This window comes from Novosphingobium album (ex Liu et al. 2023), assembly GCF_029076845.1.
Lineage (GTDB): Bacteria > Pseudomonadota > Alphaproteobacteria > Sphingomonadales > Sphingomonadaceae > Novosphingobium.
Genome location: NZ_JARESE010000010.1, coordinates 207,288 through 223,869 on the forward strand (window position 1 = coordinate 207,288; position 16,582 = coordinate 223,869).

The window sequence follows — 16,582 nt, forward strand, 5'->3', positions numbered from 1 at the left end:
CCATCCGGCGGGCGTCTGGCGTTTGGAAGAGCAGCGTTGCGCAAAAGCGCGGATCAGCCGGCCTTGAGCGCCGGGATCACTTCGCGCGCGAAAAGGCCGGCCACCTCGCCCCAGTCGGCCGGATAGAAGCCGGGGCCGACCACGACCACGCGTTCGAGGCCCAGCGCCCGCAATTCCCGCAACCGCTCGATGCAATGTTCGGGCGATCCCACGATCGCGAACCGGCGGACGAATTCGGGCGAGAGCACGCCGCCGACAATGCGCTCCCGCGAGCCGATATTGCCGTGCTCGGTCATGTCATAGCCCTGGCGGACCTTGCCCAGGTTCTCGGCCGCGACGGCATCGGCCGGGCCGACCTGCCCCTGCATCGTCTGAAAACGCGCGAGCGGCGGCGCCATGTGCATGGCGACCTCCATCGCCTGCTCGGCATCGGGATGGCAGACGACGACAAGCTGCGCGCCATAGGAGATCCCGGCATCGTCCAGCCCGGCGGCGGCGCGCGCCTGCCGGGCAAGGCCCAGCGCCCATTGCATCCGCTCCGGCTCTGCGCCGACGCTGAACGTCACGCGTTCGGCCACGGGCGCGGCCATGGCGATCACTTTCGGGCCGGTCGCGGCGATATCGAGCGGCACTTTCGGCAGCCCCTCGGGCAGCCATTTCAGCCGCACGCCCTCGGGCCGCCCGCCCAGCGAAAGCGCATGGACCGACGGCGCATCGCCCGATGGGCCGAATTCCCCGAAAGCGATCTCGCCGCCGGAAAGCAGCACTTGCAACTGGCCGATCGCCTGTTCGAAACGGGCCAGGCCAACCGGCGCGTGACCAAGATAGGCCAGCGCCGAATCGCCCCGGCCGATGCCCAGCACCGCCCGCCCGTCCGAAAGCGCGTGGATCGTCGCCGCCGCGCCCGCCGTCACCGCCAGATTGCGCGTCAGCGGATTGGTCACGCCGGTCGAAAGCCTGATCCGCCCGGTCGCCGCCGCCCAGCCCCCCATCAAGGCATAGGGATCGGCGCTGAGGCACTGCGAATCCATGAACATCTGGCCGTCCCAGCCTTCGGCCTCGACGGCGCGCGCCAATGCGGGGCTCGCCCCGGTGTTCGAGCCGCCGGCCCGCCAGATCTCACGCATCCTGTCATCTCCCCGCCGCGATCGCGGCATGGATCAGTCTGCGGCGCGGGGCGGGAAAATCAATCCTCGATATCGAGCTGGCGCAGCACTTCGGCGATCACCGTGGCGTGGCTGGCAAAGCCCAGGTGCGAACAGCGCAGGGCCACCGCCCGGTCGCGCTCGCCCGGCCAGCCGCAGGCGGCGCGGGGATGGATCACGCCATCGCGCGGGCTCCACAAGGCGATCGTCGGCACGGGCGGCTTGGCCGCGAAATCGCAATCGATCGGCGGCGCGTCCACGGCATGGCCGGTGATCACCTGATAGGCGCGCCAGGCGTTGTTGGCGTGCGGATCGCCTGAAAACGGCGTGCCCATGGTGATGACCCTGGCGACGCTATCGGGCTGGCGATGCGCGATCTCACGCGCGAAAAGCCCGCCCAGGCTCCAGCCGACCAGCGCCACCGGCCGGCCGCTGGCGCGCGCGATGGCCCCCACGCGGCGCATCAGGAAGGCAAAGTTCGCCTCTGTCGGCCCAAGGTTGAAGCCAAGGCCCCATTCGTGCACGTCATGCCCCGCCGCCGCCAGCGCCTGGGCCATCGGCCGCATCCGCCGGGGGTGCGAGCCGAAGCCGGGCAGGATCATCACCGGCTGGGGATTGGCGCAGCGCGCCACCGCCGGCACCCGGGTGGACCGGCGCAGCGAGGGCAGTTCCGCCAGCAAGAGCCGCAGCGACGGCGTTTCCACGCCCGCGGGCTGGGCCTGGCGCGCCAGCACGGCGCGGCGGATCACTTCGCCGCGCAGCCGCAGGCCCTGGCGGCCCGCCTGCTTCAATACGCCGTTGCCCGCGGCCAACGCGGCATGGTGAAAATCGCCGAACATGTCTTGTCTGCTTGCCTCGCCGGAACAATGCATCCGGCCGCCTTGCGGTTCCCTTAATCGGCTGTCTTCAAAATGTCATCTGATGCGGACGGCCTTCAAACGCCGGTCACAATCCGCCCGTGGCCTCGGCCCGCACCGCCGCGAGCGCGCGCTGCCACAGCGCCAGCCGCGCCTGCCTGGCCGGCGCGGCCATCGCCGGTTCGAAGCTTTCGCGCCGCCCGCCCATCGCGGCGGCGGCCGCGTCCAGCGAGGTGAACAGGCCGGCGCCCAGCGCCGCCAGCATCCCCGCCCCCAGCGCGGTGGTTTCGATGAAAGCCGGGCGTTCGACCGGGATCGCCAGGATATCGGCCAGATCCTGCGCCATCCAGTCGTTCGCGCTCATCCCGCCGTCGATCCTCAGGCGCGTCCATGTCGCGCCGTCGCCCGCGAAAGCCTCGGCCAGATCGCGCGTCTGCATCGCCATGGCTTCCAGCGCGGCGCGCGCGACCTGGGCGCGGCCGGTGGCGAACGTCAGCCCTGAAATGCTGGCGCGCGCATCGGGCCGCCAGTGCGGCGCGCCCAGGCCCGAAAGCGCGGGCACGATCACCACGCCGCCGCTGTCCGGCACCGACCGTGCGAGCGCCTCGCTATCGGGCGCGGCGTCGATCACGCCCAGGCTGTCGCGCAGCCATTGCAGCAGGCTGCCCGCGACGAAGACCGAGCCTTCCAGCGCGTAAGTCCGCGCGCCGCCAAGCTGGCACAGCACGGTCGCCAGCAGGCGGTGGCGCGATCGCGGCGCCGTGCCGCCCATGTTGGCCAGCACGAAAGCGCCCGTGCCATAAGTCGCCTTGGTCTCGCCAGGGGCGAGGCAGCCCTGCCCGATCGTCGCCGCCTGCTGATCGCCGGCCAGCCCGGTGATCGGCACGGGCGCGCCCAGCCATTCCGGCCGCGTCTCGCCCAGCCGGCCGGCGCTGTCGCCGACTTCGGGCAGCGCGGCCAGGGGCACGCCGAACAGGTCGCACAGCCCCGCGTCCCAGCTTGCGCCGCCCAGCGGCAGCAGGCTGGTGCGGCTGGCGTTGGCCGCGTCCGACAGGTGCGCGCCGCCGGTCAGCTTCCACACCAGCCAGCTTTCCACCGTGCCCAGCGCCAGCCGCCCGGCCGCGGCGGCGGCGCGCGTTGCGGGCGCGTGATCGAGCAGCCAGCGCATCTTGGTGGCGGAGAAATAGGGATCGATCACCAGCCCGGTCATGGCCTGCACACGCGGTTCATGCCCCGCCGCGCGCAGCGCCTCGCAGGCATCGGCGGTGCGCCGGTCCTGCCAGACCAGCGCGCGCGACAGGGGCTCGCCGCTGAGCTTGTCCCACGCCACCACGGTCTCGCGCTGGTTGGTGATGCCGATGCCGGCGATCCGGTCGGCCCCGCCGGCCTGTGTCACCACTTGCCGCGCGCAGGCCAGCGCATCGGTCCAGATCTCGTCCGCATCGTGCTCGACCCAACCGGGCCGGGGATAGTGCTGGGCCAGCAGGCGCTGGGCCGTGGCACGCAAGGCGCCGGCGCGATCGAACACCATGGCGCGTGTCGATGTGGTGCCCGCGTCGATCACCAGGATCAGTTCGCCCATGGCATTCATCCGGCCCTCCCCTTTTTCCAGCCTCACCGCCGGCGCGGCCTCGCCCTGCTCAAGCAAACGCTCGACAGCCGCGCAAGCCGTTCCCATATCGCCTGCCATGGACGCCGCCACGCAAGATCGCCCCTATACCCTGGCCGAAATGGTCGATCCGCTGGTGCGCCGCGTGCTGGCGCGCAATCCGTCGCCGTTCACCTATACCGGCACGCAGACTTATATCGTCGGCACCGGCCATGACGTGGCGGTGATTGATCCCGGCCCGGACGAGCCGGAGCATATCGCAGCGCTGGTCGATGCCATCAGCGATGCCCGCGTGGTGGCGATCTGCTGCACCCACACGCACCGCGACCATTCGCCCGCCGCCGCGCCGCTGGCCGCGCATACCGGCGCGCCGGTGATCGGCTGCGCGCCGCTGACGCTGGAGGACGATGGCCCGCGCGCCGATGCCGCGTTCGATTCCGGCTATCGCCCCGATCGCGTGCTGGCCGAGGGTGAGCGGATTGGCGGCAAGGGCTGGACGCTGACCGCGCTGGCAACGCCGGGGCACACCTCGAACCACCTGTGCTTCGCGCTGCCCGAAAGCGGCGCGCTGTTCACCGGCGATCACGTCATGGGCTGGTCCACCAGCGTCATCTCGCCGCCCGACGGTGACATGACCGCTTATCTGGACAGCCTCGCCAAGCTCTATGCGCGCGAGCAGGACCGCGTCTATTTCCCGGCGCACGGCCCGGCGGTGGAAAGGCCGCGCCAGCTCGTGCGCGGAATGATCGGCCACCGCCGCAGCCGCGAAAAGCAGATCCTGCGCCAGATCGAAGCCGGCATCGGCGTGATCGCCGAGATGGTGCCGCTGATGTACAAGGGCGTGGACGAGCGGCTCTGGCCCACCGCCGGCCGATCGGTGCTCGCGCATCTGATCGATCTGGAACGGCGCGGCGCGGTCATGCGTTCAGGAGAGCAATGGACCACGATCGCTTGACCGAAGAGACGCCGCCGGCTCCCACGCCAGCGCCTGTCCCCGCGCCTGAACATCCCGGGGCGCTGGCCCGCACGCAAGGCGTGCCCTGGCTGCTCTTCGTCGCCATGCTGGCGATCGCCGGCTGGCTGGCCTGGCGCGCGTTCTGGCCGGGCGTGCCGGGCGATCCACTGGGCACCAGCCTGGTCGCCTTCGAAAAGCAGAACCGGCTCACGGTGTTCAGCGCCCAGCTCGCCCCCGTCGTTTCGGCCGAGGACAGCCGGCTGATGGGCCTGGTCCAGTCGCGGCAAGTGGCGGTGATCCCGGCGCGGGTGGATTACACGCTCGACCTCTCGCGGATGGACCGCAACCACCTGACGTGGGACCAGAACACCCGCACGCTCGACGTGCTGCTGCCGCCGCTGACGGTGGGCAAGCCCAATCTGGACGAGGCGCGCGCGCAATACTTGCGCGAAGGCATCTGGATCACGCGCGAGGCGCAGGACAGCCTCAGCCGCGCCAATACCCGCACGGCCGAACGGGAAGCGCTGCAGCAGGCATCGAACCCGGTGCTGATCGGCCTGGCCCGCGCCGCCGCGAAAGACGCGATCCGCCAGAACCTGGCCATTCCCCTCGAAGTCGCGGGCTTTGGCGACGTGACGGTCAACGCCCGTTTCGAAGGCGAGGCGCCCTCACCGGCACCCGCGCCCCGACCCCCGGCCACGGCGGCACCCGCCCAGCCCTGATCCCGCTTCCCGTTCGGAGCGAAATCGCATAGAATTGCGCATCGGCAGGGGTGGGGCGATTCTGGTGGCGACGATTCCCGAAAGTCCGGTTCCCGGAAACACGGCCACGGCGCGCGGCGAAGAGCGCTTTTTCTTCCGCATGGCCTGCCTGATGGCGGCAGTGATCGTCGCGGGCTTCTCGCTCAATCTGGTGATGGGCCGGTCGACTTTCGCGGTCCCGCCAATCTACCATGTTCATGCCTTCGTCTTTTTCGGCTGGATCGTGCTCTATCTGGCGCAGACGGGGCTGATCGCGGCGAACAATGTCGCGCTGCACCGCCGGCTCGGCGTGCTGGCCCTGCTGTGGGTTCCGGTGATGGTAGTGCTGGGCACCGCCATGACCGTGGTCGCCCTGCGGCGGACGGGCGGGCCGTTCTTTTTCGACCAGAACGAATTCCTCGTCAGCAATCCGCTGCACCTGCTGTGCTTCGCCGGGCTGGTCGGCGCCGCGCTGGTGCTGCGGCGCCGGACCGACTGGCACCGGCGGCTGATGTTCGTCGCCATGGCGGGGTTGACCGGGCCGGGCCTGGGCCGGCTGCTGCCGATGCCGCTGCTGATGCCCTGGTCATGGCGCATCACGATCGCGGCGACCACGCTGTTCCCGCTGTTCGGAATGCTGGCCGACAAAAGGCGCACGGGCCGGGTGCACCCCGCATGGTATTATGGCATCGCCGCCATCGCCGTGACGCAGATCCTGGCCGATCTCATCGCCTATAACGACGGGGGCATCGGCCTGACCCGCTCCGTCCTGGCCGGCAGCGCGGGCAGCGCCCGGCCGATGGCGGCCTATTGGCCCTGACCCGCGCCGCGCGCACGCATTTTCCCCTTGGGGCTTGTCGGCACGGTCCCTAGATAGGCCGCCAGCCAAAGGGATACGCAAGCCATGACCGTGATGACCGCCGACCTTACCGGGATGGATGTCCGCGCCGAGATCGAGCGGCTGCGCAAGGAGCGCAACGCCGTGATCCTGGCGCATTACTACCAGAAGCCCGAATTGCAGGATCTGGCCGATTTCGTCGGCGATTCGCTGGAGCTTTCGCGCAAGGCGGCCGAGACCGACGCCAATGTCATCGCCTTTTGCGGCGTGAAGTTCATGGCCGATACCGCCAAGATCCTCAGCCCCGACAAGATCGTCGTGCTGCCCGACATGGACGCGGGCTGCAGCCTTGAGGATTCGTGCCCGCCCGAAAAGTTCAAGGCTTTCCGCGAGGCGCACCCCGATCACATCGCGCTGACCTACATCAACTGCTCGACCGAGGTGAAAGCGCTGTCCGACGTGATCGTCACCAGTTCGAGCGCGGAAACCATCCTCCAGCAGATCCCGAAGGACCAGAAGATCATCTTCGGGCCCGACCGGCACCTGGGCGGCTATCTCAACCGCAAGTTCGGCCGCGACATGCTGCTGTGGCCGGGCGTGTGCATCGTGCACGAGGCGTTCAGCGAGACCGAGCTGCTCAAGCTCAGGGCGCAGCACCCCGGCGCGCCGATCGCCGCGCACCCCGAATGCCCGCCGCACATCGTCGATCACGCGGACTATGTCGGATCGACCAGCGGCATCCTGCAATATGCCAAGACGATGCCCGGCGACACGCTGATCGTCGCCACCGAGCCGCACATCATCCACCAGATGGAACTGGCACTGCCCGAAAAGACCTTCATCGGCGCGCCCGGCGCGGACGGCAACTGCAACTGCAACATCTGCCCTTACATGGCGCTCAACACGCTGGAAAAGCTCTACCTCGCCCTGCGCGACCTGAAGCCGCGCATCGAGATCGACGAACCCCTGCGCCTCGCCGCGAAGAAAAGCCTCGACCGGATGCTGCAACTGGCCAGCGGAACCGTGGGCAAGGGCGATCTGGGGGCGCGCACCTGAGCCTTGCGAGAGGCCGGTCCGCGCCGATCAATCGGGAACGACGACGGCGATCCCGAGTGCCGCTGCCTTTTCCGCCATGCGCTGGTCGAGCGTCACCAGCGTCATGCTGCGCGCTTGCGCCGCCGCGAGATGGATCGCATCCGGCATACGCAAGGCCAACGCGAAACGGGCGACCAGCAGGGCGGCAAGGCGAATGTCGGCAGCTTCGGTGGCAAGCGGGCGTGCGGCGGTGGCGCACCATTCCTCGAAAGCCGTCAAGCGCTCGCCAGCATCGGCCGCATCCAGCCCGCCCATCCGCACCAGCCGCGAGATCGCCGAGGCCACTTCGCCCCGCGCGAAATCGCTGACGTAAAGCGGCTGGCGCGCTTCTCCCACGAAACGGGCGGCCTTCTCGCTGGCCAGCTCGTCAGTCAGCAGCGCGACAAGCACGCTGGCGTCGAGATAGTGGCTCAACCGGCCTCATCCTCGTAAAGCCAGTCGCCGAAGCGGTGCACGGGAATGGATGCCGCGCCATGCCCGGCGATGCGTGCCCGCAGCCGGCCCGTGGCGGCGACGACATCGGGCGAGCCATCCACATCGACCGGCACCAGACGCGCCGTGGGCTTGCCCCGATTGGTGATGACGATGTCCTCGCCCGCGCGGGCCCGGTCAATCAGCGCGGATAGCCGGTCCTTGGTGGTCGCGATGCTGTAACTGGCCATCCGGCGCTCCATTCATATGGCCATATCTTGTCACTCATGGCCATTTTGTCAATCGCCCACCGGACTGGCCATGCGCAACGGGCCGGCCTAGAACGCCGCTTTCGATCGCAGACAAGGCCCACCCCATGTCCCTTTCCCACAAGCTCCTTGTCACCGCCGCGCTGGCGGCCGCGCCGCTGCTGATGGCCGCGACCGGCGCGCCGGATGATCCCTATGTCTGGCTGGAGGACATCCACGGCGAGAAGGCGATCGCGCAAGTCGAGGCGTGGAACGCCGCAACGATGAAGGCGCTTGCCGCGATGCCCGGCTACGAGGCGGATCGCGCCCGCGCGCGGGCCATCCTCGATGACGAGAGCCAGATCGCCGAGCCGGGCGAAGTGATGGGCGATGCGGTGACCAACCTGTGGCGCGACGCGGCCCATCCGCGCGGGCTCTGGCGCGCGGCCAGCCTGGCCTCGTTCCTGGCCGGCAAGCCGGAATGGCAGACGCTGATCGATGTCGATGCGCTGGGCAAGGCCGAAGGCAAGAGCTGGGTGTGGCACGGCGCCGAATGCCTGGCGCCGGAGTATCGCCGCTGCCTCGTCTCGCTGAGCCCCGGCGGCACCGATGCCGAAGTGGTGCGCGAATGGGACCGGGCCACCGGCCGCTTCGTTCCGGGCGGCTTCACGCTGCCCGAGGCCAAGAGCGTCGTGACCTGGGAAGATGTGGATACGCTGCTTGTCGCCACCGATTTCGGGCCCGGCACGATGACCGCCAGCGGCTATCCGCGCATGGTCAGGCGCTGGCGGCGCGGCACGCCGCTGGCCGCCGCCAGCGTGATCAAGGAAGGCCTGGCCGAAGACATCACGCTCAGCCCCTTCGCGCTGATGGACGGCAAGACGCGGCGCCTGTTCGTCCAGCGCGGCAAGACCTTCTATACCAGCGAGCTGTGGCTGGCGGGGCCGGATGGCCGCCTGCTGCCCACGCCGCTGCCCGAGACGGCCGATCCGCGCGGCATTCTGGCCGGCCGGCTGATCGCCTTCCTCAACAAGCCGCTGGGGACGGTTCCCGCCGGCTCGCTGGTGGCCTGGCCGATCGCCGATATCCTCGCGGGGGCGGCCGGCGCGCCGCAAGCGGTCTTCACGCCGGGCGCCGGGCAGGCGATCGAGGATGTCGGCACCACCGACAGCGTGTTGTGGATCAAGCTGCTGGACGACGTATCGGGCCGGCTGATCGCATTGCGGCCCGGCGCGGATGGCGCATGGTCGCGAACGGTTGCCGCGCTGCCCGACAAGGCGACGATCCATCTGGTCTCGGGCGCGGATGCGAAGGACATGGCATTCGCCACGGTCGAATCCTTCCTGGTGCCGCCCACGCTCTTCGCGGTGGCGGCCACGGGGCAGGCCCAGGCCCTGCAATCGCTGCCGGCGAAGTTCGATGCCGCCCGGTTCGATGTCGCGCAGCATTTCGCGGTGTCGAAGGACGGGACGAAAGTTCCCTACTTCCTCGCCATCCGCAAGGGCGTGAAAGGGCCGGTGCCCGCGCTGATCCACGCCTATGGCGGCTTCCGCGTCGCGCAGACGCCAACTTACCTCACCACCGAGCCCTATCGCGCCGGCCCGCTCGCGCTGGACTGGGTGGACGACGGCAATGCCTATGTGCTGGCGAACATTCGCGGCGGCGGCGAATATGGCCCGGCCTGGCACGAAGCGGCGCTGCGCGAGAAGCGGCAGAACGCTTATGACGATCTCTACGCGGTGGCCGAGGATATGGTGGCGCGCGGCCTTTCGGCCAGGGGCAGGATCGCGGTTTCCGGCCGCTCGAACGGCGGGCTGATGGCCGGGGTGGCCATCACGCAACGGCCGGACCTGTTCGGCGGCGGCATCGTCGGCTCGCCGCTGCTCGACATGAAGCGCTATTCGCACTTGCTCGCGGGCGCATCGTGGATGGCCGAATACGGCGATCCCGACCTGCCCGCCGACTGGGCCTTCATCGGGGCCTATTCGCCCTATCAGGCACTGCGCAAGGGCGTGAAATACCCGCCGGTGTTCTTCTATTCCTCCACCGAGGATGACCGCGTGCACCCCGGCCACGCCCGCAAGATGGCGGCGCGGCTGGCGGAATACGGCAATGCGTTCTACTTCCACGAATATCGCGAAGGCGGGCACTCGGTGGGCGCCGACCATGCCGAGGACGCGGTACGCGCCGCGTTGCTCCACGCCTATCTGAAGACCGTGCTGACGGGCGAAGGCGCCGGGGCGAAGCGGCCCTGAGCCGATCCGACCGGGCTGAATCGGCCTTGGCGAACGGCCCTAGCCCTTGTCGCCGGCGCGGGCCATGACCAGCGCGGCGGCGAGCAGCGCCATGCCGACGAAATCGGCGGGACTGAGCGTCTCGCCAAACGCGAGCCAGCCCGTGGCGGCCGAGATCGCCGGCTGGGTCATCAGCGCCAGGCCGATCACCAGCGGCGGAAAGTGGCGCAGCGAATAGATCAACAGCCCCTGCCCGATCACCTGGCTGCTCATCGCCAGCACCAGCAGCGGGGTCCAGTCCGTGGGCATGATCACTTCGCCGCGCAGCAGCGCAATGCCCATCAGGAACGGCACGCTTGCCAGCGTGGACCACAGCAGGATCGAGAACTGGCCCAGCCGCACCCGCGCCGGCCGCAGCATCAGGATATAGAAGGCATAGAACAGCCCGGCGAGCAGGCAGAACAGATCGCCGACGAAACTGGCGTGCGAGATTTCCAGCGATCCGCCCATCAGCAGCGCCGCGCCGCCAAGCGCCGAGGCGATCGCGGCGATTTCCAGCACGCGCGGCGCGCGCCGCGCGGCGATCAGGCCCCAGCCCATCAGGATCACGCTGCCGGCATTGCCGAACAGCGAGGCATTGCCGAGCTTGGCGGTCTCGATCCCGACATGCCAGCTCGCCAGGTCGAGCGCGAAGAACACGCCCGCCGCCACCACCATCGCCAGGATGCCACCGCCCGGCCGCCGCTGCGCCACCGGCTCGCGCAGCGAAAGCAGCGCCAGCACCGGCACGGCGAGCGCCAGCCGCCAGAACCCGGCCGCGACCGGGCCGGTATCGGCCAGGCGCACCAGCCACGGCCCCAGCGCCAGCGCGACATTGGCGACAAGCAACGCGGCAAGGTGAGTGGCGGTCCAATCGTGGCCGGGACGGTGAAGCGAGGGGGCATCGGCGGTCATGCCGATGCCCCTAGACGTTCAGGCGCCTGTCACGCACGTATTTTTCCGCGGGCGATCAGCCGGGCGCGGCTTCCTCGCCGCGTGTCCTCCACAGCGACCACAGCACGCCGCCCGCGATCAGCGCGATCGTCACGCCCAGGCTCGCCAGCGGGGGGAACTTGGCGCCGCCCAGCACGAAATCGGCGATCAGGATCTTGCCGCCGATGAACACCAGCACCGCGGCCAGCGCATACTTGAGGTAGTGGAAGCGGTGCACCATCGCGGCCAGCGCGAAGTACAGCGCGCGCAGCCCCAGGATCGCCATGATGTTCGAGGTGTAGACCACGAAGGTATCGGTGGTGATGGCGAAGATCGCCGGCACCGAATCGACCGCGAAGATCAGGTCGGCGATGTTGATGACGACGAGCGCGAGCAGCAGCGGCGTTGCCGCCCAGGCCAGCTTGCCGGTCTTGGGATCGGGCACTTTCACCAGGAAGTGCTCGCCATGGTGCTCCCGGGTCACGCGCATGTGGCGCGAGATCCAGCGCACGGCGGGATTGCGGCCGATGTCCGGCGCGTGATCGTCGGTGAAGAACATCTTCACGCCGGTGAAGATCAGGAAGGCGGCGAAGATATACAGCACCCAGTGCGCTTCGGAGACCAGCGCCGCGCCGCCCGCGATCATGCCGCCGCGCAGCACGATCACCGCCAGGATACCCCAAAGCAGCGCGCGATACTGGTATCTGGGCGCGATCGCGAAGAAGCCGAAGATCATCGAGATGACGAAGACGTTGTCGATCGACAGCGCCTTCTCGATGAAATAGCCGGTGTAGTATTCCATGCCCGAGACCGGCCCCTTGGCGAGCCAGACCCAGACGCCGAAAGCCATGGCGATGGCGATGTAGAACAGCGAGAGCCTGAGCGATTCGCGAATGCCCAGCTCGCGGTCCTCCTTGTGGAGCACGCCCAGATCGAAAGCGGTCAGCAGCAGGACGATGGCGGCGAAGGCCAGCCAGAACCAGGCCGGTGTCCCCAGCCAGTCCAATGTCAGGAATTCCATCGGAAACCTCATGAAAAAGGGATCGGGTGCGCCGGTCCGCCGATAGCGAACGGGCCGGCGCGGCGATCATCGGCCCAGCGGGCGCATACGGGCGGGGCGGACCAGATCGGTCAGCCGCTGCCCGATCCAGCGCTTCCTTTTCCTGAGGGTCGAGATTTCGAACGGATCGGCAAACCGCTTCGATTGGGCGAGGCGCAGCAGCGTATCGAGCTTCTGGTAACGCTCAAGCAGGCGGAAAACACGGTCAGTCATGGGGGTAGCTCCCTGTCGAACGAAAAATGGTGGTTCGATCGGATGAGCCGAATTGCGGTTCCGGTTGCCGGGAATAGGGGGATTTCGTCACCCGGACCCAGCGCATCGGTCTCATCCGATGCGGTCCGACATCACATGGCGCATCGCCGATTGGCCAATGCGCCGCGCCAGAGGGGCCCGGCCCGCAGGTTCTTTTTAGGACCGATCCGTTTCGGTTTCAAGCGATTCGCGTTTTCGCGAAGAACCGCGCGCAAGGGCGCGTTGGGTTGCGGCACCGGCCCGCTCCCCCGCCCGACCTGCCGGCGCCGGCATTCTGTGGGAGGTCGGGTGGGGGAGCGGGCCGGTGCCGCGATGCATCGACAGATGCCCGAGGACTCACATTCCCATACCCCCTTTTAACCGATTGCGGCGTATGGCGGATGGCATGAGACATCCGCTTCGCAACGCCCTTGCCCCCGCCGCGCTGGCCCTTGGCCTTGCCTTCGCCACGCCGATGCTGGCGCAATCGGGGCCCGCCGCGCCTTACACCGTGGTCGAATCGGGTCGCGGCTTCGCGCGCCTGCAGGACGCGGTCGACGCGATCGGCAGCGGCAGCGGCACGATCCGCTTCGCCCCGATGCGCTTTGCCGATTGCGCGGTGCAGACGGCGGGCGAGGTGTCCTATGTCGCCTCGGTCCCCGGCCAATCGGTGCTCGATGGCGTCGCTTGCGAAGGCAAGGCGGCGCTGGTGCTGCGCGGCCGTGCCGCGCGCGTCGAGGGCCTCGTCTTCGCCGATATCCGCGTGCCCGACAAGAACGGCGCCGGCATCCGGCTGGAAGGCGGCAACCTGGCGGTCTCGCAAGCCTGGTTCCGCGACAGCGAGCAGGGCATCCTGACCGGCGACAATCCCGAAGGCACCGTCGCCATCGACAAGTCCACGTTCACCCGGCTCGGCACTTGCGAAGGCAGCGGCTGCGCGCATTCGGTCTATATCGGCAACTACGGCGCGCTCACCGTGACGCGCAGCCGGTTCGAGGCGGGGCGCGGCGGCCACTACGTCAAGTCACGCGCGGCCCGGATCGCGGTGCTCAATTCCAGCTTCGACGATTCGGCGGGGCGCGGCACCAACTACATGATCGACTTGTCCGACGGCGCAACCGGCCAGATCACAGGCAACTGGTTCGTCCAGGGGGAGGACAAGGAAAACTATTCCGCCTTCATCGCGGTCGCGGCCGAACACCGCGACCATTCGAGCGAGGGGCTGGTGGTGGAAGGCAACAACGCCCGCTTCGCCCCCGGCATCTCGCGCCAGAGCGCCTTCGTCGCCAACTGGTCGAACGACCGGCTGGCGATCGGCAGCAACACGATCGGCAATGGCCTGATCCGCTACGAGAAGCGCTAGGAGTTTGGCTGGAGTTGCGCCTCGCGGCGCATAGCGGCACCGGCCCGCCTTGCCCCCGGCCGGCCCGGCGGGTAATCCGGGCCGCATGACGGCACGCGGCACGCCTTCCGTATTGTTCCGCCTCTGGCTGGCCGTCCTGCTCGCCGCGATCGGCCTGCAGGCGGCGGAGCCGATGCGCGCGCCGCTGGAACGGTTTCGCGGGTCCGCCTTCAGCGCCGCCACGTCGGATGTCGCGCTCGCCTCGCCGCGGCCGGCCGAGGCCGCCAAGGCGCAGGCCCCGCACATGCCGGCCTCCGCCATCCGGCCCGCGCCGCTCCGCGCCGTCCCGCTGACCGCCTTCGTCCTGCCCGGCCAGCCGCGCCCGCGCCCCGAGGCACGGGGCCCGCCGCCCCGCCATCGCGCCGATCGCCTTCCCGCCCCGCGAGGCCCGCCCCTCTCCTGAATGACCGCAAGGCCCGGCGCTTCATGCGCCGGACGAATCCAGCCATTCAGGAAAAAGTATCATGCCATCACCAGACATCGGCGCGATCCGCGCCGAAGAACGCGCGAGGATCATCGCGCTGCTTGCCCGCTATCCCGGGCTGGACCCGGCCGAGCTGGACGAGCTCAAGACCTGGTTCTCGCGCGCGGCATCCGCGCTCGACGTGGGGCTTGTCGCCAGCGAGCCGCAAGTGGCGGAGCAATACCGCCGCTTCCGGGCCGAGCATATCGATCGCTTCTCGCGCCGCGACTTGCGCACCGCCTGTGCCATGGTGGCCGCGATCGGCCTCATGGTCATCGCCGTCGCATCGCAGATGCCCTGACGATCCGGGCGGGGCCTTGCGCCTCGCCCGGCACCGCCGCGCGCTACAGCAAGTGCCCGGTCCGGTCGCGCTTGGTATCGAGGTAGCGCGCGTTGTGCGGATTGGGCGGCAGACTGTGCGGCACCCGCTCGATCACGGTCACGCCTTCGGCCGCTAGCGCGGCGACCTTGGCGGGGTTGTTTGTCATCAGCCGGATGGCGTGGACGCCCAGCAGATCGAGCATCCGCGCGGCGACGGGAAAGTCGCGCGCCTCGGTGGGCAGGCCCAGCCGGTTGTTGGCGTCGACCGTGTCGAAGCCCTGATCCTGCAGGCGATAGGCGCGCAGCTTGTTGATCAGGCCGATCCCGCGCCCTTCCTGCCGCATGTAGAGCAGCACGCCCCAGCCGCCCGCCTGCGCCTCATGCGCCATGGCGTGGAGCGCGGCGTCAAGCTGCGGGCCGCAATCGCATTTCAGGCTGCCCAGGATATCGCCGGTGAGGCACTCGGAATGGAGCCGCACCAGCGGCGCCCGGTCCCCGTCCTGCCGGCCGATGATCAGCGCGACATGCTCGCGCAAGTCATCGGCCGAACGGAAGGCGACGATTTCCGCGTCCTCGCTCGCCGCCACCGGCAGCCGCGCGCGCGCGGCGATGCGCAGCCGGGCCACGTCCTTCCACGCCGCCAGGTCATCGGGCTCGACCGGCTGTGCCTCGCCCTCCGGCCGGGGATCGACCAGGAAGGCCGGCAGCACGCCCGCCAGCCGCGCCAGTTCCATCGCCGCGCGCGCCGCCGCCGCATCAGCGAGGGGCTCGGCCATGAACGGTCCCTTCAGCGGATAGCGCAAGTCCAGCGCCGGATCGGCCACCGCGCGCGCCGTTTCCAGATCGAAGGGATCGGCCGCGCGGATCAGCACCGGCGCTTCGGGCACGGCCGCCTCGCGCTGGTTGGCAAGCTTGAGCGTCGCCGCGCGCGCGGCGGAGATCAGCATCCGCCCCGCGCCCGTACCGGGCGCGAAGCCGGTCTCGGCGGGCAGCAGGGTGAAGGCATCGCCGACGCGGATCGGCCAGCCGTGGCGCAGCGCGTCGATCGCCAGCGCGACGCGGCGCGCGCCGGCCGAGGGAACCGCGTCGTTGGCAGAGCCGCTCAGAGGTCGAACTCCGTGATCAGCGGCACATGGTCCGAAGGCTGTTCCCACTTGCGGGTTTCCTCGACGAAGCGATGCGCCACTGCCTGCCCCGCCAGATCGGGCGAGGCCCACATGTGATCGAGCCGCCGCCCCTGGTCCTTGGCGCGCCAGTAGCTGCGATAGGACCACCAGGAGTAATTCCGCTCGGGCGCCGGGATGAAGCGCCGGCCGAGATCGACCCAGCCATGCGCGTCGCGGAAGCGGCCTAGCGTCTCCACCTCGATCGGCGTGTGGCTGACGACTTTCAGCAGCGCCTTGTGATCGTAGACGTCGCATTCTAGCGGGGCGATGTTGAAATCCCCCGTCACCAGCGTCGGGCGGTCCAGCGCGTCGGCCCAGCGGGTCATGCGCTCCAGGAAATCGAGCTTCTGGCCGAACTTGGGATTGAGCGCGCGATCGGCCACATCGCCGCCGGCGGGGATATAGACGTTTTCCAGCAGCATCCCCTGCCCCGGCCCCAGCAGTTCCACCCCGACATGGCGCGCCTCGCCATTGTCCTGCCAGTCATACCGGCTGGCCTCGCGGAACGGGATGCGGCTGACCGTGGCGACGCCGTGATAGCCCTTCTGCCCGTGAACGGCGCGGTGGACATAGCCCAGCCGCTCGAACATCTCGTGCGGGAAGAGCGACTCGGCCACCTTGATTTCCTGCAGGCACAGCACGTCGGGCGCCTGCTCGGCCAGAAAACGCTCGACCTGGTCGATCCGCAGCCGGACCGAATTGATGTTCCATGTAGCGATGGTGATCATGCAGGGGCTTTAGGTGCCCGGCCCGGCAATTTCCAGTGCGGGGGACTCGGAACCCGCGCGATGCCTTTGGCGGGCGCTGGATGAACCGAGGCGTGAATAAAGGGAGA

At 69.2% G+C, this 16,582-nt stretch carries 18 protein-coding genes; 8 read left to right on the forward strand and 10 right to left on the reverse strand.

From position 1 onward, the window contains the following. Positions 1–53 precede the first annotated feature (53 nt). The 3 genes from PYV00_RS04145 to glpK form a co-directional block, all read right to left on the reverse strand. The gene (locus PYV00_RS04145; protein ID WP_275226989.1) at positions 54–1,127 is read right to left on the reverse strand and encodes an LLM class flavin-dependent oxidoreductase; all 1,074 of its coding nucleotides are present in this window, start codon (positions 1,125–1,127) and stop codon (positions 54–56) included. A 59-nt stretch (positions 1,128–1,186) separates the two neighbouring features. Further along, positions 1,187–1,984: an esterase/lipase family protein gene (locus PYV00_RS04150; RefSeq protein ID WP_275226990.1), complete on the reverse strand. Its 798-nt coding sequence runs from the start codon at positions 1,982–1,984 to the stop codon at positions 1,187–1,189. A gap of 106 nt (positions 1,985–2,090) precedes the next feature. Beyond that, positions 2,091–3,584, reverse strand: coding sequence for a glycerol kinase GlpK (gene glpK, locus PYV00_RS04155; protein ID WP_275227024.1), 1,494 nt, complete (start codon positions 3,582–3,584; stop codon positions 2,091–2,093). A 106-nt stretch (positions 3,585–3,690) separates the two neighbouring features. Between glpK and PYV00_RS04160 the strand changes: the two genes are divergently transcribed. From PYV00_RS04160 to nadA, 4 genes are all read left to right on the forward strand, one after another. Next, positions 3,691–4,566: an MBL fold metallo-hydrolase gene (locus tag PYV00_RS04160; RefSeq protein ID WP_275226991.1), complete on the forward strand. Its 876-nt coding sequence runs from the start codon at positions 3,691–3,693 to the stop codon at positions 4,564–4,566. After that, the gene (locus tag PYV00_RS04165; protein WP_275226992.1) at positions 4,548–5,288 is read left to right on the forward strand and encodes a DUF4230 domain-containing protein; all 741 of its coding nucleotides are present in this window, start codon (positions 4,548–4,550) and stop codon (positions 5,286–5,288) included. The genes PYV00_RS04160 and PYV00_RS04165 overlap by 19 nt, the downstream gene beginning before the upstream one ends. Before the next feature lie 64 nt (positions 5,289–5,352). Then, positions 5,353–6,126 carry a hypothetical protein gene (locus tag PYV00_RS04170; RefSeq protein WP_342803795.1) on the forward strand — a complete coding sequence of 258 codons (774 nt, stop codon included), beginning with the start codon at positions 5,353–5,355 and terminating at the stop codon, positions 6,124–6,126. 84 nt (positions 6,127–6,210) lie between these two features. Beyond that, the gene (nadA, locus tag PYV00_RS04175; protein WP_275226993.1) at positions 6,211–7,200 is read left to right on the forward strand and encodes a quinolinate synthase NadA; all 990 of its coding nucleotides are present in this window, start codon (positions 6,211–6,213) and stop codon (positions 7,198–7,200) included. A gap of 27 nt (positions 7,201–7,227) precedes the next feature. Here the strand turns inward: nadA and PYV00_RS04180 are convergent, their stop codons facing one another. Both PYV00_RS04180 and PYV00_RS04185 read right to left on the reverse strand, forming a co-directional pair. Next, complete coding sequence (locus PYV00_RS04180) at positions 7,228–7,653, reverse strand: type II toxin-antitoxin system VapC family toxin (RefSeq protein WP_275226994.1); 426 nt, start codon at positions 7,651–7,653, stop codon at positions 7,228–7,230. Beyond that, entirely contained in the window at positions 7,650–7,901 is a 252-nt protein-coding gene (locus tag PYV00_RS04185; RefSeq protein ID WP_275226995.1) for a type II toxin-antitoxin system Phd/YefM family antitoxin, read from the reverse strand. Before PYV00_RS04185 ends, PYV00_RS04180 begins: the two co-directional genes overlap by 4 nt. A 125-nt stretch (positions 7,902–8,026) precedes the next feature. Between PYV00_RS04185 and PYV00_RS04190 the strand changes: the two genes are divergently transcribed. Further along, complete coding sequence (locus tag PYV00_RS04190) at positions 8,027–10,153, forward strand: prolyl oligopeptidase family serine peptidase (protein WP_275226996.1); 2,127 nt, start codon at positions 8,027–8,029, stop codon at positions 10,151–10,153. A gap of 39 nt (positions 10,154–10,192) precedes the next feature. Here the strand turns inward: PYV00_RS04190 and PYV00_RS04195 are convergent, their stop codons facing one another. From PYV00_RS04195 to PYV00_RS04205, 3 genes are all read right to left on the reverse strand, one after another. Further along, on the reverse strand, positions 10,193–11,086 hold the full coding sequence (locus tag PYV00_RS04195; protein WP_275226997.1) for a DMT family transporter: 894 nt from the start codon (positions 11,084–11,086) through the stop codon (positions 10,193–10,195). Between the two features lie 55 nt (positions 11,087–11,141). Then, entirely contained in the window at positions 11,142–12,125 is a 984-nt protein-coding gene (locus tag PYV00_RS04200; RefSeq protein WP_275227027.1) for a TerC family protein, read from the reverse strand. 66 nt (positions 12,126–12,191) lie between these two features. Beyond that, positions 12,192–12,377: a DUF465 domain-containing protein gene (locus tag PYV00_RS04205; protein WP_275226998.1), complete on the reverse strand. Its 186-nt coding sequence runs from the start codon at positions 12,375–12,377 to the stop codon at positions 12,192–12,194. A gap of 424 nt (positions 12,378–12,801) precedes the next feature. Here PYV00_RS04205 and PYV00_RS04210 point away from each other — a divergent pair, with 424 nt between their 5' ends. The 3 genes from PYV00_RS04210 to PYV00_RS04220 all read left to right on the forward strand — a co-directional run bounded on the left by PYV00_RS04210 (position 12,802) and on the right by PYV00_RS04220 (position 14,561). Next, complete coding sequence (locus PYV00_RS04210) at positions 12,802–13,758, forward strand: right-handed parallel beta-helix repeat-containing protein (RefSeq protein ID WP_275226999.1); 957 nt, start codon at positions 12,802–12,804, stop codon at positions 13,756–13,758. Positions 13,759–13,843: 85 nt separating this feature from the next. Continuing rightward, positions 13,844–14,200 (forward strand): hypothetical protein, encoded by a 357-nt coding sequence (locus PYV00_RS04215; RefSeq protein ID WP_275227000.1) that lies wholly within the window; start codon positions 13,844–13,846, stop codon positions 14,198–14,200. Positions 14,201–14,261: 61 nt separating this feature from the next. Further along, positions 14,262–14,561, forward strand: a complete 300-nt coding sequence (locus PYV00_RS04220) for a hypothetical protein (RefSeq protein ID WP_275227001.1) — start codon at positions 14,262–14,264, stop codon at positions 14,559–14,561. Positions 14,562–14,604: 43 nt separating this feature from the next. Here PYV00_RS04220 and ribA read toward each other — a convergent pair whose 3' ends face one another. Both ribA and PYV00_RS04230 read right to left on the reverse strand, forming a co-directional pair. Next, positions 14,605–15,687: a GTP cyclohydrolase II gene (ribA, locus tag PYV00_RS04225; RefSeq protein ID WP_275227028.1), complete on the reverse strand. Its 1,083-nt coding sequence runs from the start codon at positions 15,685–15,687 to the stop codon at positions 14,605–14,607. After that, the gene (locus tag PYV00_RS04230) at positions 15,684–16,475 is read right to left on the reverse strand and encodes an exodeoxyribonuclease III (RefSeq protein ID WP_275227002.1); all 792 of its coding nucleotides are present in this window, start codon (positions 16,473–16,475) and stop codon (positions 15,684–15,686) included. The genes ribA and PYV00_RS04230 overlap by 4 nt, the downstream gene beginning before the upstream one ends. Between the last annotated feature and the right edge of the window lie 107 nt (positions 16,476–16,582).